Source organism: Salininema proteolyticum (assembly GCF_042685645.1).
GTDB lineage: Bacteria > Actinomycetota > Actinomycetes > Mycobacteriales > Micromonosporaceae > Salininema > Salininema proteolyticum.
The window spans coordinates 953,059-974,358 of record NZ_JBHUNX010000001.1 but is presented as its reverse complement, the minus strand read 5'-3'; the positions used below and the strand labels follow the sequence as shown (position 1 = coordinate 974,358).

The following is a 21,300-nucleotide window of genomic DNA, read 5'->3' as shown; positions in this document are numbered from 1 at the left end:
ACGAGGCGGGCGAAGCGCTCCATGATCGGCTGCCAGGTGGCGACGATGTGTTCGTCGGCGCCGGCGGCCTTGGCGAGGGCCTCGTCGGTGAAGCCGCCGAGTTCGGCGAGTTGGTCGGGGGTGAACTCGAAGTGGGACTGGACGGCCCAGGCGTGGTCGCCGATGCGGAAGGCGTCCTTGGAGCCGGTGGGCGAGGCGGCGAGGACGGTGGCGTCGGGCGGGAGGACGGTGAGTTCCTCGCGGCGCCAGGCGATGACGTCGAGGGTGAGGGGGGCGGGGCCGAAGAGGGGGGTCGCGTCCGGCGGCGTCGCGTTTGCCGAGCATGCGGGGTTCGGCGGCCTCGGTGGGTTCGAGGACGCCGCCGGCGACCTGGCCGAGCAGGCGGGCGGAGGAGCAGATGGAGAACAGCGGGGTGCCGTCGGCGACGGCGGTCTCGAGGAGTCCGGCGAGTTCGTCGGTCCAGTCGGCGCCTCGTCCGCCGCCGAGGGCGACGATGGCGTCGTGCCCGCCCCCGGAGTTGGGGATGAGGTCCCCGGCGTGGGGGCGGAGGACGTCGAGTTCGAGTCCGGCGGCGCTGAGCCATTCTCCGGCGCGGCCGATGCCCTGGTGGGGGTTGTTCTCGATGATAAGAGCGGTAGCTGACACGGTAAACATCTTAGCTGGATCGTCCGAAGGATTGAAGGGCCTTCCGGCGCCGCTTGGAGTTGCCGGAGAAATGGGATAGCCCCTGGTGTTCGACCAGGGGCTCTATCCATATGGTGTCAGTCTGACACGTAGTACATGTTGGCATCCTGCCCATCGGCGATGGGCATTCCCCGGCTCGAATCGGCTGAACTCCGATCCTTACGGACGGGTTCCTGCTTCCTTCCCGCTCGGGTATTGCGGCCACTGCCGAGTCTCCTCGGTCTTGCACGGCCTCCACAGGCTTGACGTTCCGCATGCCCTGCGGTAGAGCCCTTGATGTGAAAGGCTGTCCTGATGGTATCCGAGCGTGCCGAGGAAGCCGACGAATTCATGGGCGTGTCGCGTTCAGAAGAGCGCGGGTGTGGAGGCGTGCTTCTCCAGGTCGAGGAGGGTCTTCTTGCGTTCGATGCCGCCGGCGTAGCCGGTGAGGGCGCCGTTGGCGCCGATGACGCGGTGGCAGGGGACGATGATGGCGATGGGGTTGCGTCCGTTGGCCAGTCCGACGGCGCGGGAGGCCGTGGGCTGTCCGATCGAGTCGGCCAGTCGTCCGTAGGTCCAGGTGCGGCCGTAGGGTATGTCGCGCAGGCGTTGCCAGACCTTGCGCTGGAACTCGGTTCCCTCGCCGCGGCAGGGCACGGTGAACTCGGTGAGTTCGCCGGCGAAGTAGGCGGTGAGCTCTGCGACGGCCCTGTCGAGGACGTCGTTGGGGTCGTCGGCGACGGTGGGTTCGTCGTCCATGTGCAGGACGGTGAGGGCCTCGTCGTCGGCGGTGAGGTTGAGCCATCCGACGGGGCTCTGCATGGTGGCGGTGTGCTGCATGGTCGTCATCCTTCGGGTAGGTCGTTGACGGGATGGTCGGCGGTCGCCCAGAGGTGCTGGACGGCGTAGGAGCGCCAGGGCGCCCAGGTCCGCGACCGTTTTTCGAGGTCGGTCTTGGTCTGTCCGAGGCCGAGGCGTTGGGCGGCGCCTTTGACGCCGAGGTCGCCGGGGAGGAGGACGTCGGGGTCGCCGAGGGCCCGCATGGCGATGACGTCGGCGGTCCACGGGCCGACGCCGGGGACGTCGAGCAGGCGGGCGCGGGTCTCGTGCCAGTCGGTTCCCGGGCCGAGGTCCACCGTTCCGGTGGCGACGGCGTCGGCCAGGGTCCGGAGGGTGGCCTTGGTGCGGCGGGTGACGGGCAGGAAGTCGAGGTCGGAGGCGGCGACGGCCTCGGCGGTCGGGTAGAGGAGGCCGGGTCCGCCGTCTCCGGACAGCCTCTCCCCCAGCGCTTCGGCCAAGCGGCGGCCCTGGGTGCGGGCGGCCTTGGTGGAGATCTGCTGTCCGATGACGGCTTTGAGGGCCATCTCGACGGCGTCGAAGTTCCGGGGGACGCGGCGTCCCGGGGCCTTGCGGACCAGCGGTGCGAGGGCCTCGTCGGCGGAGAGGACGCCGTCGACGGCCGAGGGGTCGGCGTCCAGGTCGAGCATCCAGCGCACCCGGTTGATGGCGACCGAGGCGTCGCGCATGTCGGCCAGTTCGAGGCGGCACTCGATGTGGCCGTGGCGGGGGCGGACGGCGATGCGGCCCGGCCCGTGGGGCAGGCGGGCGGTGCGCCGGTAGTAGCCCTCGGACCAGTCCTCCACGCCGGGCGTGCCGGTGGCGGCGAGGTGCCCGAAGAGGTTGTCGGGGTGGAGCGGTTCGCGGAAGGGGAGCCGCACGGTCATGGCGTCGGCCGTGGGGCTCTTCCCGGAGCGTTCCCGCAGGAGGGTGGGGGTGAGGTTGAAGACGGCGCCGATGGTGTCGTTGAACGACCGGAGGCTGGTGAATCCGGCGGCGAAGGCGATCTCGGTGAAGGCCATGGGGGTGGTCTCGATGAGGACGCGGGCGGTCTGGGCGCGCTGGGCGCGGGCCATGGCCTTGGGGCCGGCGCCGAACTCCTCCTGGAAGTGGCGTTCGAGTTGGCGCACGGAGTATCCGAGGCGGCGGGCGAGACCGGGGACGCCGTCGCGGTCGACGACGCCTTCGCGGATGAGGCGCATGCCGCGGGCGGCGACGTCGGAGCGGTAGTTCCACTCGGGTGAGCCGGGTGTGGCGTCCGGTCGGCAGCGCTTGCAGGCGCGGTAGCCGGCCTGTTGGGCTCCCGCGGCGGTCGGGTAGAAGGACATGTTCTCCGGTTTGGGCGTCTGCGCCGGGCACGAGGGCCGGCAGTAGATCCCGGTGGAGGACACCGCCGTGTAGAACCAGCCGTCGAAGCGCGAGTCGCGGGATTCGACGGCCCTGAGGCAGTAGTCGGTGTCGAGCTGCATGGCTCAAGCATGCCCCGCGGCGCGGGCGAAGGCTAGCGGAAAAACGACATTGCGGTGGGAGGGCCTCGGCGGGCCCTCGCCCCGGCGCGTCTAGAGGTTCCCGTAGCGGCCCAGTTCGTAGGCCGAGACCTGGGTCCGGTAGTCCTCCCACTCGGCGCGCTTGTTCTTCAGGAAGTAGTCGAAGACGTGCTCGCCGAGGACCTCGGGGATGAGGTCGGACCTCTCCATCTCGTCGAGCGCCTCGGCCAGGTTGGCCGGCAGGGGCCGGTAGCCGGCCGCGTTGCGCTCGGCGTCGGTGAGGCTCCACAGGTCGTCCTCGCTGGACGGCGGCAGTTCGTAGCCCTGCTCGATGCCCCTGAGCCCAGCGCCCAGGAGGACCGCGTAGGCGAGGTACGGGTTGGCCGCCGAGTCCAGGGAGCGAATCTCGACGCGGGCCGAGTTGGGCTTGCCGTAGACGGGCACCCGCACCAGTGCGGACCGGTTGGCCCTCCCCCACGACACGTAGGCCGGGGCCTCGGAGATCTTCCCGGGCACGTGGCGCGAGTAGAGCCGCTTATACGAGTTGGCCCACTGGTTGGTGATCGCGGTGTACTCCGGGGCGTGCTTGAGCAGTCCGGCGATGAAGGACTTGGCCGTCTTGGACAGCCTGGCCTCGTCGGAGGGGTCGTGGAAGGCGTTGTCCTCGCCCTCGAACAGCGACATGTGCGAGTGCATGCCCGAACCGGGCTGGTCGGTGAAGGGCTTGGGCATGAAGGTGGCCGCCACACCGTTGGAGGTCGCGACCTCCTTGATGATGTGGCGGAAGGTCATGAGGTTGTCCGACGTGGTCAGCGCGTCGGCGTAGCGCAGGTCGATCTCCTGCTGGCCGGGGGCGACCTCGTGGTGGCTGAACTCCACGGAGATGCCCGAGCGCTCCAGCGCCAGGATGGCCTGCCGGCGGAAGTCCCTCGCCAGGGAGTGGGTGGTGTGGTCGAAGTAGCCGCCGTCGTCGACCGGCACGGGGTCCACGTCGGCCGTCAGGGCCTCCTGGAGCAGGAAGAACTCTATCTCCGGGTGGACGTAGAAGGTGAACCCCGCCTCGGCGGCGTGGGAGAGCGTCCTCTTGAGGACGTGGCGGGGGTCGGCCCACGAGGGCGTCCCGTCGGGGGTGAGGATGTCGCAGAACATCCGCGCCGACTCGCCAATGCCGCGGCCCTCGAAGGGGAAGATCTGGAAGGTGTTCGGGTCGGGCATGGCGACCATGTCCGCCTCGTGGACGCGCGCGAAGCCCTCGATGGCCGAGCCGTCGAACCCGATGCCGCCCTCGAAGGCCTGCTCCAGCTCGGCGGGCGCCACGGAGACGGACTTGAGCGTGCCGAGCACGTCGGTGAACCACAGCCGAACGAAACGGATGTCGCGTTCTTCCAAGGTGCGCAGCACGAACTCCTGCTGTCGCTCACTCCGGCTCATGGCATCTCCTCACGAGGGCGTTGCTTGCGGCTCTAGTCTGGCACGCCCATGTTACAGCCGTATTGCCGCGCAGGGCGCCCTGGCGCAGCCAGGGCGCGCCCGTTCAGACGGTCGTGGCGGCCAGCGCCCACTTGTCGATGAAGCGGTACAGGTCGGCGAGGTCGCGGGCAGAGACCGACGCCTTGGACCAGGGCCGGCCGAAGTGGTCGATATAGGCCGTCGGGCAGCCGCGCTCGACGGCGGCGGCGAGGTCGTTGGCGGGGATGTCGCCGACGCAGAGGATCTGGGAGGGCTCCATGTCGCCCAGGCGCTTGTCGATCATGGCGCCGATGCCCTCCGGCTTGCCCGCGTCGTAGTGGACCTCGTCGAACAGGCCGTCCAGACCCAGGTGGTCGAGGGCGCCGTCCATGCCGGTGGCCGGGGCCTGCGTGGCGAGGACGACCTCGACGGTCTTGGGCAGGGAGAAGATGAGCTGGTCGAACTTGGCGGGAGTGCGCACGGCGTACTCGCCGCGGCCGAGCTTCTCCCTCACGTCGGCGAAGATCGACCGGCGCTCGGCGTCGCCGACGCCGTTCTCCCTGGCCAGGATCGTGACCACGTGGTAGGGGTCGTAGGCGTCGAAGGTCGAGGCGGTCATGGGCCTGCCGTCGAGGAACGCGTTGAAGACCTTGCGGAACTGGTCGGCCGCCGTGCGGTCGAGCAGGGAGGTCACGCGTCGGGCGTAGTCGCGGACGGGGTCGTGCCCGAGGCAGACCGTACCGTCGAAGTCCAGGATGAGTGTCGCTTCCGGTGTCACAGGCCGACATTACCCGCCATCGCCGCCACCCTGAAGAGGATGGCGGCGAAGGACACGCTGATCAGTCGAAGGTGTGCTCCGCGGCGGGGAACGCCCCGGTGCGGACCTCGTCGGCGTAGTCGCGGGCCGCGCGGGCCAGCTCCTCCCCGACGTTGGCGAAGCGCTTGACGAACTTGGGCGTGCGCCCGTCGCCCATCCCGGCCATGTCCTGCCAGACCAGCACCTGGGCGTCGGTGGAGTTCCCCGCGCCGATGCCGACGGTGGGAATGGCCAGCTCCTTGGTGACGGTCTCGGCGACCGAGCCGGTCACCATCTCCAGGACGACCGCGAACGCCCCGGCCTCTTGGACCGCGCGGGCGTCGGCGGCGACCTCCTCGGCCGCGTCGGAGCGGCCCTGCACGCGGTAGCCGCCCAGGCTGTGCTCGCTCTGCGGGGTGAATCCGACGTGCCCCATGACGGGGATCCCGGCGTCGACCAGGGCGCGGATCTGCGCGGCCATGCGGCGTCCACCCTCCAGCTTGACCGCCTGCGCGCCGGCCTTCATGAAGCGCACGGCCGTGGCGAGCGCCTGTTCGGGTCCGGCCTCGTAGGAGCCGAAGGGCAGGTCGGCCACGACCAGCGACCGCCGGGTGGAGCGTACGACCGCTTTGACCAGCGGCAGCAGCTCGTCGACCTCGACCGGCAGCGAGGAGTCGTAGCCGTAGACGACATTGGCGGCGGAGTCTCCCACGAGCAGGGCCGGGATGCCCTCCTTGTCGAAGATCCGCGCGGTCATGGTGTCGTAGGCGGTCAGCATGGCCCACTTCTCGCCGCGCGCCTTGGCGTCGACGAGGTGGCGGGTGCGGACGCGCTTGATGGTGGACTCCGGTCCGTAGACGGCGGCGATGTCCTTGTCAGACATGGTGTCTCCTATCGACTCGCGGCCGGTTTCCCGGTCCGCGGTATGAGAGATGCTTTCCGGTCAAAAGTACTCGCCGCCGGCGTCCGCGAGGCCTTTTCGGGTCGGCGGCCGTTCGGACAGGTCACATCCGGGCTATCCCCGGAACCTGTTGGTGATGGGCAGGCGGCGGTCCCTGCCGAAGGACTTGGCGGAGATCTTGGTGCCCGGGGCGGTCTGGCGCCGCTTGTACTCCGCCCCGTCGACCAGGCCGGTCACGCGCTCGACCAGGTCGGGGTCGTAGCCGCGCTCGACCAGGTCGGCGCGTCCGACGTCGCCGTCCACGTAGAGGTCGAGGATCCGGTCCAGGACGTCGTAGTCGGGCAGCGAGTCGGAGTCCTTCTGGTCGGGCCGCAGCTCGGCCGACGGCGGTTTGGAGATGATGTTCTCCGGGATCGGGGCCGTCTCGCCGTTCCTCTCGGCGTGCTCGTTGCGCCACTTCGCCAGCTCGAAGATCAGCGTCTTCGGGACGTCCTTGATGGGCGCGAAGCCGCCGACCGAGTCGCCGTAGAGGGTGGAGTAGCCGACGGCGTACTCGCTCTTGTTGCCCGGCGCCAGGACCAGGTGCCCGTGCTGGTTGGACATGGCCATCAGGAGGACGCCGCGGGTGCGGGCCTGGAGGTTCTCGAGGGCCAGCCCGGACAGGGCGAGCTGCGACAGGACCGCGTCGACGATCGGCTGGACCGGCTCGACGGTGTGGTTGATACCGGTGCGCTCGGCCAGGTCGGCGGCGTCGTCCAGCGAGTGCTGCGAGGAGAACTGGCTGGGCATCGCGACGCTCCACACCTGTTCGGCGCCCAGCGCGTCGGCGGCGAGGACGGCGGTCACGGCCGAGTCGATGCCGCCCGACAGGCCGAACAGGACGCTCTTGAAGCCGTTCTTGCGCACGTAGTCGGCCAGGCCGGTGCGCAGCGCCTCCCACACCTCCTGGTGCGGGGACAGGGTGGGCCGGAGCTCCACGGGGGGCAGGGCGCCCTTGTCGGCGCGCGGGGCGTCGGAGAGGTCGTGCCTCGTGACGCTCATGGGCGTCCCGGCCGAGAGGTTGGCGAGGTCGCCGAACTCGCCGGCCTCCTTCAGGTCCAGGTCGGCGACGACCAGGTCCTCGGCGAAGCGGCTGCCGTTTGCGACCAGACCGCCCTCGGTGTCGACGATCCTGCTGTCGCCGTCGAAGACCAGTTCGTCCTGTCCCCCGACGACGTTCAGGTAGGCGATGGGGCACTCCGTGGACGCCGCCCGCCTCTGCAGGAGCCGGGAGCGCTCGTCGGCCTTGCCCCGCTCGTAGGGCGAGGCGTTGGAGCTGACCACGAGGCCGGCGCCCGCCTGGCGCGCCGCCTCGAAGGGCACGCCCTGCTGCCACATGTCCTCGCAGATGGTGAAGGCGATGTCGACGCCCCCGATGCGCGCAAGGTCGAGGTTGTGCCCCGCCACGAAGTAGCGGTCCTCGTCGAAGACCCCGTAGTTGGGAAGGTGGTGCTTGTAGTAGCGGAAGACGACCTTGCCCTCGTGGACCAGGGCGAGGGCGTTGCGGATCCCCCGGGAGCCCTCTGTGGGGTGGTCGACCTCGCCGAGGGGGCCGTCGGCGTCCAGATAGCCCACGGTGACCGGCAGCGGGCCGAGCCCTTCGGCCTCCAGGTCTGCGGCGAGGCGCAGGAGGTCCTCTTTGCACTGCTGGATGAAGGTGTGGCGGAGCGCGAGGTCCTCGACCGGGTAGCCGCAGAGGGAGAGTTCCCCGGTGACCAGGAGGTCGGCGCCGGCGTCGAAGGCGCGGCGGGCCGAGGACCGGATCTGGGCGGCGTTCCCTTTCAGGTCTCCGACGGTCGGGTTGTCCTGGGCGAGCGCGATGCGTAGAGTCGGCATGCTCCTATTCTGTACCGCGATCGTCCCGCGCGGTACTCGGGATGGCCAAAACCACGGGTGTGCGCGGTTCGGTCAGAACCACCAGAGGACGACGCTGAGCACAATCCCGTAGACGACGACTCCGACGCGGACGGGCTTGTCGGGCATCTTCTGCAGGTAGTGGCCGCCGAGCCAGCCGCCGAGCAGCGCCGTGGGGACGATGATGCTGACCGCCCACCACTCGATGGGCGACCAGATCGAGTAGATGACTGTGGTGACCACGCCTACCACGGCCGTCAGGGCGTTCTTGTAGGCCCCGATGCGGGCCATCTTCTCCGAGAGGGTCATGGCGAGGACCGCCAGGAGGACCAGGCCCAGGCCGGCGTTGAAGTACGAGCCGTACAGGCAGCCGACACCGACCAGGACGTGGAGGAGCACCTGGTGCGACCGGCTCTGGCCCCCGTCGGTGTGCTTCTGCACGAACCGCTGGATCCGGGGCCCGACCGCCATCAGAAGGCTGGCCATGAGCACCAGGAACGGGACGATGTTCTCGAAGACGTCGTGCGAGGTGTTGAGCAGGATCCACGTCCCCGCCGCCGAGGAGACGGCCGCGGTGGGCACGAGCTGCCAGACGCGGCGCGCGTGCCCCTTCAACTGCTTGCGCGACCCGTACGTGGCCGCGAAGTAGGCGGGCGCCACGGCGATGGCGTTCGAGGTGTTCGCCCACAGAGGCGGCACTCCCACTCCGATCAGGGTCGGGTAGGTGATGAGGGATCCCCCTCCGGCGATCGAGTTCAGAACACCGGCCGCGAGCCCGGCGAACAGCAGGGCGAAAACCTCAAGGACACTCACAGTGGCACTACTCTACGGTATGCGGACGGTCACAAACGGCCTCCGATCTCCGCTGAGACCCGAGGTCACCGGCGCTGCGTCACTCTCGTTCGCGCGGAAGCCCGCGGCGGGCGCCGTTTGGGTTACGCTAGTGGGTAAGAGGCGAGGCCGCCAGACGGTCGCGGTGCGGGAAACGCCCTCACTCAATAGGGGGCGGGGAGCGCATCGAGGAAAGTCCGGACTCCACAGGGCAGGGTGATCGCTAACGGCGACCCGGGGTGACCCGCGGGAAAGTGCCACAGAGAACAGACCGCCGAGGTCGGAGGATAGACGGTAGAGAACCCCACTGGTTCACCGGAAGTCCACCGGAGACAGCCTCGGTAAGGGTGAAACGGCGAGGTAAGAGCTCACCGCGCTCCCGGTGACGGGAGCGGCAGGGCAAACCCCACCCGGAGCAAGGCCAAGAGGAGCCTGACCTGGTCAGGTTCTGCGCGAAGAGAGGGAGCGGCCCGCTCCGAGCCGGAGACGGCGACCTTCGCGGGTAGGCTGCTGGAGCGCGTCAGCAATGGCGGGCCTAGAGAGATGACCGTCCTTACGACAGAATCCGGCTTATCGACGGCCTCGCCTCTTACACCAGAAAGCATCAAGGCCACTACCTGGAAATTCACAGGCAGTGGCCTTCCTTATTGGACCTCAGTCATCGTCTTGGATCGTCTCTGGATCGTCAGCGTTCCAGGCGTCGTCGAGGAGTCCGCGGGCGCGTTCGCGGCTGTTCGGCAGCAGATGCCCGTAAACGCGGAGGGTGAAGCCGGAGTCTCGGTACTCCCCCGCGGACGTCCTTCCCCGGGCCCTGAGAAACGACCGGCGCCCTTCCCCCTCCCGCCTTCTTCCGCTAGGATTCTCGGTATTCCGATTCGCGAAGGGGCGGAGGACATCGAGGGCATGCGCGGAGAGTTTCTGACCGGACGCCACCGACTGACGGGGCTCGCACTCATTCTCCTCGTCGCGCTCGCCGCGATCGTCAACTTCGAACTCGCGCGCTCCAGCCCCGACCCCGCTCCCGTCTCCTCCCCCGACACGGAGTTCAGCGCCGAGCGGGCCATGGAGACCGTCGAGGCCATCGCCTCCGAACCCCGTCCCGTCGGCAGCGAGGCCGCCGACCGGGCGCGCGACCACCTCACCGACCGCCTGGCGGACCTCGGCTTCACCGTCGAGACGCCGACGACCGTGGGCACCGCCGAGTTCGGCGGCAAGGCCCGCTTCGCGCAGGTCGACAACATCGTGGCCACCATGCCCGGAACCGACCCCACCGGCGAGATCATGCTGGTGTCCCACTACGACTCCGTCCCCGCCGGACCGGGCGCCGCCGACGCGGCAGCCGGAGTCGCCGCCGTCGTCGAGACCGCCCGGGCGCTCACCGCCGACGGTCCGCTCCGCAACGACCTCACCGTCCTGATCACCGACGGCGAAGAGGCCGGCCTGATCGGTGCCGAGTCCTACGCCCGCGACAATCCCCCGACCCGCCCCACCGTCGTACTCAACCTGGAGGCCCGCGGCGCGAGCGGAGCCTCGATCATGTTCGAGACCTCCGAGGACAACGCCGCCCTCGTCGACGCCTTCGCCTCCCACGCCCCCGCCACCCGGGGCGACTCCTCCTCCGTCGAGATCTACCGGCGCATGGAGAACAACACCGACTTCACCCGCTTCAACGAGGCCGGCTATTGGGGACTGAACGCCGCCTTCCTCGAAGACCCGCACTGGTACCACACGCCCGGCGACGACACCGGCAATCTGGATCCCGCCAGCGTCCAGCACCACGGCGAGAACACCCTCGGCGTCGCCCGGGGACTGTCCGGACTCGACCTCGCCACCCTGGAGGCCGACCACGACGCCTCCTACTTCCACATGTTCAACGCGATCGTGTCCTACAGCGCCGAGCTGGTCTGGATCCCCGCCGCGGCCGCCGCGGCCCTCTGGCTCCTGGCGCTGGCACTCGCGCGCCGACGCCGGCAGGTCAGCCTGCCCCGCACCACCGTCGCGATCGCGTCGGTCCCGGTTCTCCTCGCGGCCGTCTTCGCCGCCGGCTGGGGCTACCGGCTCCTCCTGTTCGCCGTGCGCCCCGACTTCGCCGACGTGAACGGGATCCTCTACCGGCCCGGCGCCTTCGAGGCGGCGTCCTTCGCGCTCGCGGCGGCGCTCACCGGAGTCTGGTTCTTCGCGCTGCGCCGATGGCTGGGGCCCGCCGCCCTCACCCTGGGCGTGTACTTCTGGCTCGCCGCCGGGGGCCTCGCGCTGTCGCTGACCGTGCCCGGCGCGGGCTTCCTGCTCTCGGTGCCGGCCCTATGCGGCCTGGCCGGCCTGTTGATCGCGCGGTCCCTGGCCCGCGGGCCCGCCTGGGTCGCCGGCGCCGTCGCGGCGCTGGGCGCCGTCCCGGGGACGGCCCTGCTCTGGTCGGCCGCGTCCGACTCCTTCGTCGCCTTCGGTCTGGGAGGCACGGACTTCGCCCCGGCCGTCTTCGCCCTGGGCGCGGGGATGCTGGTGCCGTTCGCCGCCATGTGCCTGCGCCCGCCGTCCGAGAGGATGCGCAAGCGCTGGACCCTGGGGGTTCCGGCCGCCGCGGCCGCGCTCGCCGTGCTCCTCACCGCGACCGGGCTCGCCGTCGAGCGGCCCGACTCCGAGCACCCCAAGCGCACGCACCTGGCCTATCTGCTCGACTCCGAGACGGGAACGGGATCGTGGATCAGCGTCGACGAGGGTCCAGACTCGTGGGTCGAGGGGTACGCTCCCGACACCTCTCCGCCGGAACTCCCCTACGGCTTCGACGACTCCTACGCGGTCCAACGCCACGGCGACGCGCCCGCGGTCGACGTCGCGGCTCCGGCCTACGACATCGTCGAGCGGTCCGGCTCGGAGCTGACCCTGGAGGTGTCCTCGCCCCGCGGTGCTCCCCGCGTGTGGATGGCGGTCGACGGCGACGTGGAGACGGTGACGGCCCGCTACCCGGGCCGCGAACCGGTCTCGCTCCGCCCTCAGGGGCAGGACCCGGCGGTCGTCGACCTGCTCGGCGTCCCGGCCGAGGGCGTCACCGTCACGTTGGAGACGGGCGGCGCCGAGCCCTCCCGGATATCCCTGTTCGACGAGACGCACGGACTCGACGGCGTTCCCGGCTACGAACCGCGTCCGGACGACCGGACGCTGCGCGCCGGCAGCGTCACCGACACCGTGACGGTGTGGACGGCGGTGGACCTCGGGGCTCAGTGACCGTCGCCGGGAGCGGCGTTCGGTCCCAGCCCATAGTGCCCCAGGAGCTTCGCCGTCGCCCGGGTCATTATCGGAAGGTCGTCGATCGGGTGCCAGCCGGCGTCCCAGACCTCGACGTTGTCGACGAGGATCTGCGTCGTCTCCGGATCGCGGACGAGCCAGTAGACGTTGTCCACCCAGCGCCCGTCGGTGTGCACGATAGCGCAGGGCACGGCCGGCTCCAGTTCGGAGAGTTCGGCCTGGATCCCGGTCTCCTCCTCCAGTTCCCGCCGTCCGCCCTCGACGGGCTGTTCGGAGCGGTCGAGGAGCCCGGCCGGGAGGCTCCACTTCGTTCCCGGCGGCTGTTTCAGCATCAGCAGCCGGGTCCTGTCCTCGTCGGTCACCAGCACCACCGATCCGAGCGTGTAGGTGGGGGTGACGACGCGGACGATCCTCCGCCGCACGGGATGGGGCAGGCGGTAGAACGCCCAGCCCGCCGCACGGCGCCAGAAGGGCGCCCGCCGCTGCTGAACCGAAGGCTGAGTCATCCCGACACCTTAGCGCGCCATCGAAAAAGCGGACCGCCGGGCCGAAGCCCCGCGATCCGCTCCCAGTCGATGTCGTTCTCCCCGCCGACCTGGCGGGGGAACGCCGGTCATCCCTCCGAAGGACGGGTTCCGGTGTAGTACTCGAACAGGTATCCGCCCACGGTCAGCAGCAGCGCGATGCCGCCGGCCACGATCACCCAGGTGACCATGTAGACCAGGCCCAGGCCGGCCAGGACGGAGGACAGGGCCAGTCCCAGCGGCCAGTAGGAGCCGGGGCTGAAGAAGCCGACCGGTCCGGAGATGTCGGAGATCTCGCCGTCCTCGCGGTCCTCGGGACGCGGGTCGATACGGCGGGAGATCAGCAGGAACGCCGCCCAGATCATGCCGGTCAGGAGGCCGGACATGACGAGCGCGACCGTTCCCACCCACTCGACGCCGCCGGGCGTGCCGTAGGCCGGGTTCTCGTTGATGCTCGTCCAGTAGCCGTAGATGGCAGCGAAGATGAACATCGTGACGGTGACGGAGAGGAAGATCTTGTTCTCGGTCTTCATCGCAGGCCCCTTACTTCTCCACACCGGCCTCGCGGCCGGTCTCGAACGGAGTGGTCGTCTGGGCGTAGGGCTCCTGGCCGATGGCCTCGAGGGCCTCCGGCGTGGAGGCGCCGCCCTCGACCTCGCTGATGAACACGTCGAAGTCCTCCTGGGACACGACGCGCATCTCGAAGTTCATGAACGCGTGGTAGGCGCCGCACAGTTCGGCGCAGCGGCCGACGAACGTGCCGGTGGAGGTGAAGTCGTACTCCCAGGCGGTGTCGCGGCCGGGGATGACGTCGCGCTTGAAGAGCGTGTCCGGCACCCAGAAGGAGTGGATGACGTCCTTGGACTCGCCGTTGAAGCGGACCTTGCCCTCGGGGACGACGAGCACCGGGATATAGTCGCTGTCGCCCTTCTCGACGTACTCCTGGCCGTTCTCGTTCTCGACGGTGACCTCGTCGGGCGAGCCGTACTTGAACTGCCAGTTCCACTTGAGGGCGGTGACGGTCACCTGCTCGTCGAGGTCCGAGTCGTCGGACAGCTCGGTGATGTCGGTCTGGTAAGTGGCGGTGAAGTAGAAGAGGACCGCGATGATGACGATCGGCAGGCCGGTGAAGGTGATCTCCGCCGGCATGTTGTACTTCGTCTGCGGCGGGAGGTCGTCGCTCTTCTTCTTGTAGGCGACACAGCACCAGAAGGTGAGTCCCCAGACGATGACGCCCACGGCGAGCGAGGCGATGACCGCTCCGACCCAGAGGTTCATCATCTTCTCGGACTGCTCTGTTGGCTGGCTCGTGGGCCAGCCTAGATGGAACGCGTCTACGAGGCTGCATCCGGAGAGCACCACCGGGAGGACCGCCGCAAGGGCGACGAGACCTAGGGTGCGGCGGGTACGGCCGCGAGCTTTGCGGAACGGTTTTCCGACCACCTGCTCAAGCCTTTCTGGGCGCTTGTGGGATAGGACCGCTGTCGTCCGCCGGTCTGGAGAGTCTGGCGGCGTCGGGCGAGCGGTCGTTGTCGGGTTAGAGCCTATCGGTTAAGTCTAGGCCACGGTGCAAAGGGGTTGGGCCGAATGCGGCGTGTCCTATACATTGGGGACGTGGCCGACATCTATTTCGACTCCGCTTCGGCGATGCCGCCCCAGGCCGCCGCCCGTGATGCCTACGCTGCGGCTTTGAGCGAAGGCTGGGCCAGGCCCGGGCGCCTCTACACCCTGGGACGGCGCTCTCGGATGCTCCTGGAGGCGGCCCGTGCCTCCGTCGCGGAGTCGATCGGCGCGAGGGCCGATGAGGTCGTTTTCACACCCTCGGGATCACAGGCCGTGCACTACGGGCTACTGGGCGCAGTGAAGGCGTTGGGCCCGACCGCGACGGTGGCGTACGGGGACATCGAGCACTCCTCGGTCCTGCACGCGGCCGAGTGGCACCGCGAGCGCGGCGGAGCGGTGCGCGAGCTCCCGGTGGACCGCCTGGGCCGCGTGGACTCCTCGGCGGAGGCCGGGGGCCCGGAGGTCCTCGTCGTGCAGAGCGCCAATCACGAGGTGGGCACGCGTCAGTCCATTCCCGCCCACTGCTCGGGCGGGGTCGCGGATCCGGCGCGGCCGTGGGTGTGCGACGCGGCGGCGAGCCTGCCGTGGGAGGCGGCGCCGGAGGGCTGGTCGGTCTTGGCGGCGAGCCCTCGGAAGTGGGGCGGCCTGGCGGGCTGCGGGATCCTGGTGGTGCGGACGGGGACTCGGTGGCGCCTCCCCTTCCCCGGGGACGACGCCTCGCCGCAGGAGGCGGTCGGCGAGATCAACGTGCCGGCGGCGGTCGCCGCGGCGGCGTCGCTGAGGCATGCGGTCGGTGTGCGCGACGAGGAGTCGAAGAGGGTGCGCGCGTTGACGGAGTACGTGCGCCGCGAGGTTCCCGATCTGGTGGGCGAGGTGGAGGTGCCCGGTGATCCGGTGGACCGGCTGCCGCACATCGTCACGTTCTCGTGCCTGGGCGTGGACGGGGAGGTACTGCTGTCGGAGTTGAGCCGGGAGGGCTTCGCCGTCTCGTCGGGATCGGCCTGCGCGTCGAACCGGTACCGCCCGTCCCATGTGCTCACGGCCATGGGGGTCCTCAGCCACGGCAATGTGCGCCTGTCGTTCGGGTACGGCACAGCGGAGGACGATGTGGAGCGATTCCTGGAAGCGCTCCCGGAAGTCGTCGGACGTATTCGCGCTATGTCACGCTTACATATCGTGTTGTATGTATACACCGAGGACCTATGGCATAACGTTTCGACAACGGATGACCGCCATCACTAAACAAGCTTGGTAGCCTCGCTCCCACAGTCAGCCACAACACACTGATACTGGAGGGTTTGCGATGAGGCGAACCAAAGCGCTTGCCGCCACGGGACTCGTGGCCGCGCTTACGCTCAGCGCCTGCGGCGCCGGGGGCGGTAGTGACGACGGGGACAACACCCTCAACATGCACATCGGCGAAGTGCGGAGCCTCGTGCCCGGCGGATCGGGCGAGTCCGAGGGCTTCCGCATCATCCGCAACATCTACGACGGCCTTTACTACTACGACGCCAACACCGGCGAGCCGACGCCGATCCTGGCGGAGGACGTCCAGACCGAGGACAACACCACCTGGACGATCAAGATCGTCGAGGGCCGCGAGTTCCACAACGGCGAGCCGGTGGACGCCGAGGCGTTCATCCGCAACTGGAACCGTGTCGCTTACGCTCCCAACGCCCTTCCCCTGAACTACTTCATGGGGACGATCGAGGGCTACGACGCGATGAACCCGGACCCGCTGCCCGAGGAGGAGTGGGCCGACCCGGAGACCCCCGAGTACGGCGAGGTCGAGACCAAGGAGCTGTCCGGCCTGAAGGCCGTGGACGAATACACGCTCGAGGTCACGCTGAACCGCCCGTTCGCCGGGTTCTCCACCATGCTCGGCTACGAGGCGTTCCTGCCCGTCGCGCAGGAGTGCCTGGACGACGTCGAGGCGTGTGAGAAGTCCCCGATCGGCAACGGCCCGTTCATGGTCGACGGGGAGTACGACGTCAACAACGGCGGCTCGCTGGTCGCCTGGGACGACTACCAGGGCGACAAGCCCAACATCGACGGCGTCAAGTACAAGACGTACCTCGAGGGCACCGACTGCTGGGCCGACTTCATGACCGGCGACATCGACGTGTGCCGCCCGCCGGCCGCGAAGGCCGAGGCCGCCGCGAACGACGAGCTGCTGGCCGAGCGCCGCATCCAGCAGGACGACACCTCGATCCTGTACCTCGGCTTCCCGATGTACGACGAGAAGTTCGAGGACGTGAAGGTCCGCCGGGCCATCTCGAAGGCCATCGACCGCGAGGGCGTCATCAACGTCATCGACCCCGACCGCGCCAACCCGTTCGACAGCTGGGTCCCGTCCACCATCATGGGCGGCGGCCAGGGCCTGTGCGGCGAGGACTGCGAGTACGACCCGGAGGGCGCCAAGAAGCTGCTCGACGAGGCCGGCGGATGGCCGGAGGGCGAGACGTTCAAGATCTACGTCAACGACTCCAACGACAACCTCGACGTCTTCAAGGCCGTGGGCGACTCCATCTCCAACGCCCTGGGCATCGAGTACGAGACCGTTCCCATGCAGTGGCCCGAGTTCCTCGCCGCGCGCGAGGGGCACAAGCTCGACGGCCCGTTCCGCGGCGGTTGGGCCCCGGACTACAACATGAACGAGAACTACCTCGACCCGATCTACGGCGGCGGCGCCGCCACCAACGACTTCGGCTACGACAGCGAGGAGTTCACCAAGGCCCTCAACGACGCCGGAGCCGCGGACACCATGGAGGACTCCATCAAGGAGTACGTGAAGGCCGAGGAGGTCCTCGCGGAGGACATGCCGGCGGCCCCGATCTGGGTGGAGAAGGTCAACTACTTCTACTCCGAGCGGGTGGACAACGTCGTCGTCAACCCGATGTACAACGGCCCCGGCGGCGACGCCGAGCTGCGCATCATCGAGATCAAGTAACACCTTCGACATAGACGGCCGCGGTGCGGGGCTTCCTCCCCCGCCCGCGGCCGTCGCCGCTCCGGACCAAGGAAACGGATCATTTACATGGGACGATATTTCTTGCGGAGGCTGCTTCAATCCCTGATGACACTGGGGATCGTGCTCTTCGTCCTCCACTACCTCATGGCGCTGTCGGTGCAGATCCGCGGTAACCCCGCGCTGCTGTTCCTCGGCGGCGACCGCACTCCCGACCCGGCGATGGTCGAGCAGATCGAGAAGATGTACGGCCTCGACAACGCCTGCTACGAGCGACCGGGCGACCCGTGCGTCGGGCCCTTCTTCACGAGGCTCGGCAACTACCTCCAGGGCGACTTCGGGCGCACGCTCAACGGCAACCAGGACGTCTCCGAGGTCCTCGTCACCGCCATCCCCAACACCCTGCGCCTCTTCCTCTTCTCGACGATCGTGCTCGTCACCCTCGCCCTGCTGCTGGGCACCTGGGCGGCCCGCCACCGCGGCGGGCTGCGCGACCACGCCGTCCGCTACACGACCATCCTCATCGACTCGGTGCCGGTCTTCCTCATTCTCCTGTTCTACGTCTACGTCGTCGCCGTTCCGCTGACGAAGTGGGCCAGAGGGATATGGGGGTCGGACTCCTTCATGGGCAACCTCTTCAGACCCACCTTCTCACCGGAGTACCCCTGGGTGACGATCATCATCCCGGGCATCATCCTCGGTTTCGTGGGCCTGGCGACGCTGACGCGACTGGTGCGCGCCAGCCAGCTGGAGAACTACAACGCCGACTTCGTCCGCACCGCCGACGCCAAGGGGCTCAAGAAGACGCGCATCACCGTCGTCCACGTGCTGCGCAACTCGATGATCCCCATCGTCACCGGCGTGGGCTACACCTTCGCGTTCATGCTCTCCGGAGCCGTCCTCACCGAGGGCGTCATGGGCATCCCGGGCATGGGCCGGATCATCTTCCAGGCCGTGCAGAGGCAGGACACCAGCCTCGTCATCACGGGACTGACGGTCAGCGCCGTGGTGGTGGTCATCGTCAGCCTCATCGTCGACATGCTCTACGCCGTGCTAGACCCGAGGATCCGCTATGAGTGAAGTGACAGAGAAACCTGAGACCGAGGCTCAGGCCTCGCTGTGGAAGGACGCCTTCCGGACCATGCGCAGACGGGTGGACGTGATCATCTCGGTGGTCATCCTCCTCTTCGTCACCGTCATGGCGGCCTTCCCGACGCTGTTCACCAGCGCGGACCCGCGCGTCTGCAACGGGCTCGACGCGAGGCAGCGACCCGAGCAGTGGCTGCGGGGAGAGCACCCGCTGGGCACCGACGCCTTCGGCTGCGACTTCGCCGCCAAGATCGTCCACGGCACCCGGCCCACCCTGCTGCTGGCCCTGTCGGTCATCATCGTGTCCGTCCTCATCGGACTAGCCCTGGGCATCCTCGCCGGCTACTACGGCGGCTGGGTCGACACGGTCATCTCCCGCGCGCTCGACGTCTTCATCGTCATCCCGATGCTGCTGGGCGCCATCCTCCTCCTCAGCCTCTTCTCCAGCCGCGGCGGCACGGGCAACATACTCGTGGCCGTCCTGCCGGCGGCCCTGGCGCTGACCCTGTTCGGGTGGATGGAGTTCTGCCGCTACGCGCGGGCGGCGACGATCGAGACCAAGAGCCTCGACTACGTGGTCTCGGCCCGCTGCCTGGGGGCCAAGGACCGGCGCATCATGATGCGCCACATCCTCCCCAACGCGATCGTGCCCATCACCGCCGTCGTCCCGACGACCCTGGGCACCATCGTCATCACCGAGTCCGCGCTGGCCGTGCTCGGCATCGGCATCCGGCCCCCGGCGACCTCGTGGGGGATCCTCCTCTCCGACGGCACCGAGTGGGCCGGCGGCGGCTACACCTACCTGTTCCTGTGGCCGCTGGCGCTGCTGGTGCTGACCGTGTACGCCTTCGCGACCTTCGGCGACGCCCTGCGCGACGCCCTCGACCCGAAACTGAGGTAGCCGATGCTGGACACATCTATCGGAATCAAGGACACCCTGCCGGGGGCCGATCCCGACGCGCCGCTGCTGGAGGTCGAGGACCTCCTCGTCGAGTTCGACATGCGCGGCGAGCGCGTGAAGGTCGTCAACGGCGTCTCCTACACGCTCCAGAAGGGCCGCACCCTCGCCATCGTCGGCGAGTCCGGCTCGGGCAAGTCGGTGACCTCCCAGGCGGTCATGGGCATCGTGCCCTCGCCGCCCGGGCACATCACGGGCGGGGAGATCCGGCTGCACGGGGTCGACCTGCTGCGGCAGTCGGCGGAGACGCGCCGGCAGGTGAAGTCCGACCACATCGCGATGGTCTTCCAGGACGCCCTGTCGGCCCTGAATCCGCTGTGGACGGTGGGCCACCAGATCGGGGAGCTCTTCCGCGTGCGGCGCGGCATGGACCGGCGCTCGGCGAAGAAGCGGGCCGTGGAGCTGCTCGACATGGTGGGCATCCCCGACGCGAAGAACCGGGTCAAGCACTACCCGCACGAGTTCTCCGGGGGCATGCGCCAGCGCGTCATGATCGCCATGGCGCTCGCGCTGGACCCCGAGGTGCTGATCGCCGACGAGCCGACCACGGCCCTGGACGTCACCGTGCAGGCGCAGATCATGAAGACGCTCAAGGAGATCCAGGAGGAGCGGCAGATGGGCCTGGTGCTCATCACGCACGACCTGGGCGTGGTGGCGGACGTGGCCGACGACGTGGCGGTCATGTACGCCGGCCGCGTGGTGGAGACCGCTCCCATCCGGGAGCTGTTCGCGCACCCGTCGCACCCGTACACCGAGGCCCTGCTGCGGGCGATCCCGCGGATCGACGGGGCCGGGCGGGAGCTGGAGGTGATCGGCGGCCTTCCGCCGAACCCGCAGGCGCTGCCGGGCGGCTGCTCTTTCCATCCGCGGTGCCACCGCGCGCGCGAGAAGTGCGCCACGGAGGTTCCCGCCGAGCTGGCCGTGGCCGGGGACCACTCGTCCCGCTGCCACTTCGCGAAGGAGGTCTACGGCGATGAGTGAGCCGGTACTCGAGGTCGACGGCCTCAGGAAGCACTTCCCGGTCCGGGAGGGCGTGGTCGTCAAGCGGACGGTGGCGACGGCCAAGGCCGTCGACGGCGTGTCGCTGCGTCTGGAAAAGGGGCGCACGCTGGGCGTGGTCGGCGAGTCCGGCTGCGGCAAGTCGACGCTCGCGAAGCTGATGGTGGGCCTGGAGAAGCCGACCGAGGGTTCGGTGCGGGTGCTGGGGACCGACATCTCGCGGATGAGCCAGCGGAAGATGGCCCCCATCCGGAGGGACATCCAGCTGGTGTTCCAGGACCCGTACACGTCGCTGAACCCGCGGATGACCGTCGGGGACATCGTGCGCGAGCCCTTCGAGATCCACCCCGACGTGGTGCCGCGCTCCCGGCGGACGGAGGAGGTCAAGAAGCTGCTCGACCTGGTCGGGTTGGCGACCGAGCACCTCAACCGCTATCCGCACCAGTTCTCCGGCGGGCAGCGCCAGCGCATCGGGATCGCCCGGGCCCTGGCGCTGCGCCCCAAGGTGCTGGTGTGCGACGAGCCGGTGAGCGCGTTGGACGTCTCGATCCAGGGGCAGGTGATCAACCTGCTGGAGGAGCTGCAGCGCGAGCTGGAGCTGTCGTACGTGTTCATCGCGCACGACCTGGCCGTGGTGCGGCACATCGCCGACGAGGTGGCGGTCATGTACCTGGGCAAGGTCGTCGAGCAGGGCGAGTCGGCCGAGATCTACGCGCGGCCGACGCATCCGTACACGCAGGCGCTCATGTCGGCGGTTCCGGTCCCCGATCCGACGGCGCGCGAGTCGCGCGGGCGGATCGAGTTGACCGGCGACGTCCCCTCGCCGCTGGACCCGCCGTCGGGCTGCCGTTTCCGCACCCGTTGCTGGAAGGCGACGGACGAGTGCGCCGAGTCGGAGCCGCCGCTGGCGGCCTCGGACGGCGCTCCGCATCCGGCGGCCTGCTTCCACGCGGGCTCGGAGGTGGCCTCTTAGCCTTCGGGCGAGGGCGGTCCCGCGCCGCCACAAGGGAGACACCGACAGGGTGTCGTCTTCCGGACTAGGTCCGGGAGACGACACCCTTCACTTTTTTCACATCCGCAACATCCGTCACATCGTGCT

General features: G+C 69.1%; 18 protein-coding genes and 1 other RNA gene. 9 read left to right on the top strand and 10 right to left on the bottom strand.

Translation table 11 applies throughout. The annotated features are described in order from the left end of the window. Positions 1–21 precede the first annotated feature (21 nt). Positions 22–642, top strand: a complete 621-nt coding sequence (locus ACFTE1_RS04605) for a hypothetical protein (protein WP_380762603.1) — start codon at positions 22–24, stop codon at positions 640–642. Positions 643–1,029: 387 nt separating this feature from the next. Here the strand turns inward: ACFTE1_RS04605 and ACFTE1_RS04600 are convergent, their stop codons facing one another. The 7 genes from ACFTE1_RS04600 to ACFTE1_RS04570 form a co-directional block, all read right to left on the bottom strand. Then, complete coding sequence (locus ACFTE1_RS04600; RefSeq protein WP_380618550.1) at positions 1,030–1,512, bottom strand: methylated-DNA--[protein]-cysteine S-methyltransferase; 483 nt, start codon at positions 1,510–1,512, stop codon at positions 1,030–1,032. Then, positions 1,509–2,969, bottom strand: coding sequence for an AlkA N-terminal domain-containing protein (locus tag ACFTE1_RS04595; protein WP_380618552.1), 1,461 nt, complete (start codon positions 2,967–2,969; stop codon positions 1,509–1,511). The genes ACFTE1_RS04600 and ACFTE1_RS04595 overlap by 4 nt, the downstream gene beginning before the upstream one ends. Positions 2,970–3,059: 90 nt before the next feature. Next, positions 3,060–4,418, bottom strand: coding sequence for a type I glutamate--ammonia ligase (gene glnA, locus ACFTE1_RS04590; RefSeq protein ID WP_380618554.1), 1,359 nt, complete (start codon positions 4,416–4,418; stop codon positions 3,060–3,062). Positions 4,419–4,521: 103 nt separating this feature from the next. Beyond that, a complete protein-coding gene (locus tag ACFTE1_RS04585; RefSeq protein WP_380618556.1) occupies positions 4,522–5,214 on the bottom strand; it encodes an HAD family hydrolase in 693 nt (230 codons plus the stop codon). Positions 5,215–5,275: 61 nt separating this feature from the next. Next, a complete protein-coding gene (panB, locus tag ACFTE1_RS04580) occupies positions 5,276–6,115 on the bottom strand; it encodes a 3-methyl-2-oxobutanoate hydroxymethyltransferase (protein WP_380618558.1) in 840 nt (279 codons plus the stop codon). A 132-nt stretch (positions 6,116–6,247) separates the two neighbouring features. After that, on the bottom strand, positions 6,248–8,008 hold the full coding sequence (locus tag ACFTE1_RS04575) for an NAD+ synthase (protein ID WP_380618560.1): 1,761 nt from the start codon (positions 8,006–8,008) through the stop codon (positions 6,248–6,250). Positions 8,009–8,080: 72 nt separating this feature from the next. Next, positions 8,081–8,839 carry a sulfite exporter TauE/SafE family protein gene (locus tag ACFTE1_RS04570; RefSeq protein WP_380618562.1) on the bottom strand — a complete coding sequence of 253 codons (759 nt, stop codon included), beginning with the start codon at positions 8,837–8,839 and terminating at the stop codon, positions 8,081–8,083. Between the two features lie 142 nt (positions 8,840–8,981). Between ACFTE1_RS04570 and rnpB the strand changes: the two genes are divergently transcribed. Both rnpB and ACFTE1_RS04560 read left to right on the top strand, forming a co-directional pair. Next, positions 8,982–9,446: RNase P RNA component class A (gene rnpB, locus ACFTE1_RS04565), an RNA gene on the top strand. Between the two features lie 314 nt (positions 9,447–9,760). After that, positions 9,761–12,079 carry a M20/M25/M40 family metallo-hydrolase gene (locus ACFTE1_RS04560; protein ID WP_380618564.1) on the top strand — a complete coding sequence of 773 codons (2,319 nt, stop codon included), beginning with the start codon at positions 9,761–9,763 and terminating at the stop codon, positions 12,077–12,079. Here ACFTE1_RS04560 and ACFTE1_RS04555 read toward each other — a convergent pair. From ACFTE1_RS04555 to ctaC, 3 genes are all read right to left on the bottom strand, one after another. Further along, entirely contained in the window at positions 12,073–12,606 is a 534-nt protein-coding gene (locus ACFTE1_RS04555; protein ID WP_380618566.1) for an NUDIX hydrolase, read from the bottom strand. The two genes, ACFTE1_RS04560 and ACFTE1_RS04555, sit on opposite strands and share 7 nt — an antisense overlap. A gap of 107 nt (positions 12,607–12,713) precedes the next feature. Next, positions 12,714–13,157, bottom strand: coding sequence for a cytochrome c oxidase subunit 4 (locus ACFTE1_RS04550; RefSeq protein WP_380618568.1), 444 nt, complete (start codon positions 13,155–13,157; stop codon positions 12,714–12,716). Positions 13,158–13,167: 10 nt separating this feature from the next. Next, positions 13,168–14,067 (bottom strand): aa3-type cytochrome oxidase subunit II, encoded by a 900-nt coding sequence (ctaC, locus tag ACFTE1_RS04545; RefSeq protein ID WP_380618570.1) that lies wholly within the window; start codon positions 14,065–14,067, stop codon positions 13,168–13,170. Between the two features lie 171 nt (positions 14,068–14,238). On the opposite strand from ctaC, the gene ACFTE1_RS04540 reads away from it, so the two are divergent. The 6 genes from ACFTE1_RS04540 (at position 14,239) to ACFTE1_RS04515 (ending at position 21,174) form a co-directional block, all read left to right on the top strand. Continuing rightward, positions 14,239–15,429: a cysteine desulfurase family protein gene (locus ACFTE1_RS04540; protein ID WP_380618572.1), complete on the top strand. Its 1,191-nt coding sequence runs from the start codon at positions 14,239–14,241 to the stop codon at positions 15,427–15,429. Positions 15,430–15,490: 61 nt separating this feature from the next. Next, positions 15,491–17,137 carry a peptide ABC transporter substrate-binding protein gene (locus ACFTE1_RS04535; protein WP_380618574.1) on the top strand — a complete coding sequence of 549 codons (1,647 nt, stop codon included), beginning with the start codon at positions 15,491–15,493 and terminating at the stop codon, positions 17,135–17,137. Between the two features lie 87 nt (positions 17,138–17,224). Next, complete coding sequence (locus ACFTE1_RS04530; protein ID WP_380618576.1) at positions 17,225–18,235, top strand: ABC transporter permease; 1,011 nt, start codon at positions 17,225–17,227, stop codon at positions 18,233–18,235. After that, positions 18,228–19,145 (top strand): ABC transporter permease, encoded by a 918-nt coding sequence (locus ACFTE1_RS04525; RefSeq protein ID WP_380618578.1) that lies wholly within the window; start codon positions 18,228–18,230, stop codon positions 19,143–19,145. The genes ACFTE1_RS04530 and ACFTE1_RS04525 overlap by 8 nt, the downstream gene beginning before the upstream one ends. A 6-nt stretch (positions 19,146–19,151) precedes the next feature. Further along, positions 19,152–20,183, top strand: a complete 1,032-nt coding sequence (locus ACFTE1_RS04520) for an ABC transporter ATP-binding protein (protein WP_380618676.1) — start codon at positions 19,152–19,154, stop codon at positions 20,181–20,183. Then, entirely contained in the window at positions 20,176–21,174 is a 999-nt protein-coding gene (locus tag ACFTE1_RS04515; RefSeq protein ID WP_380618580.1) for an ABC transporter ATP-binding protein, read from the top strand. The genes ACFTE1_RS04520 and ACFTE1_RS04515 overlap by 8 nt, the downstream gene beginning before the upstream one ends. The last annotated feature ends 126 nt before the right edge of the window (positions 21,175–21,300 follow it).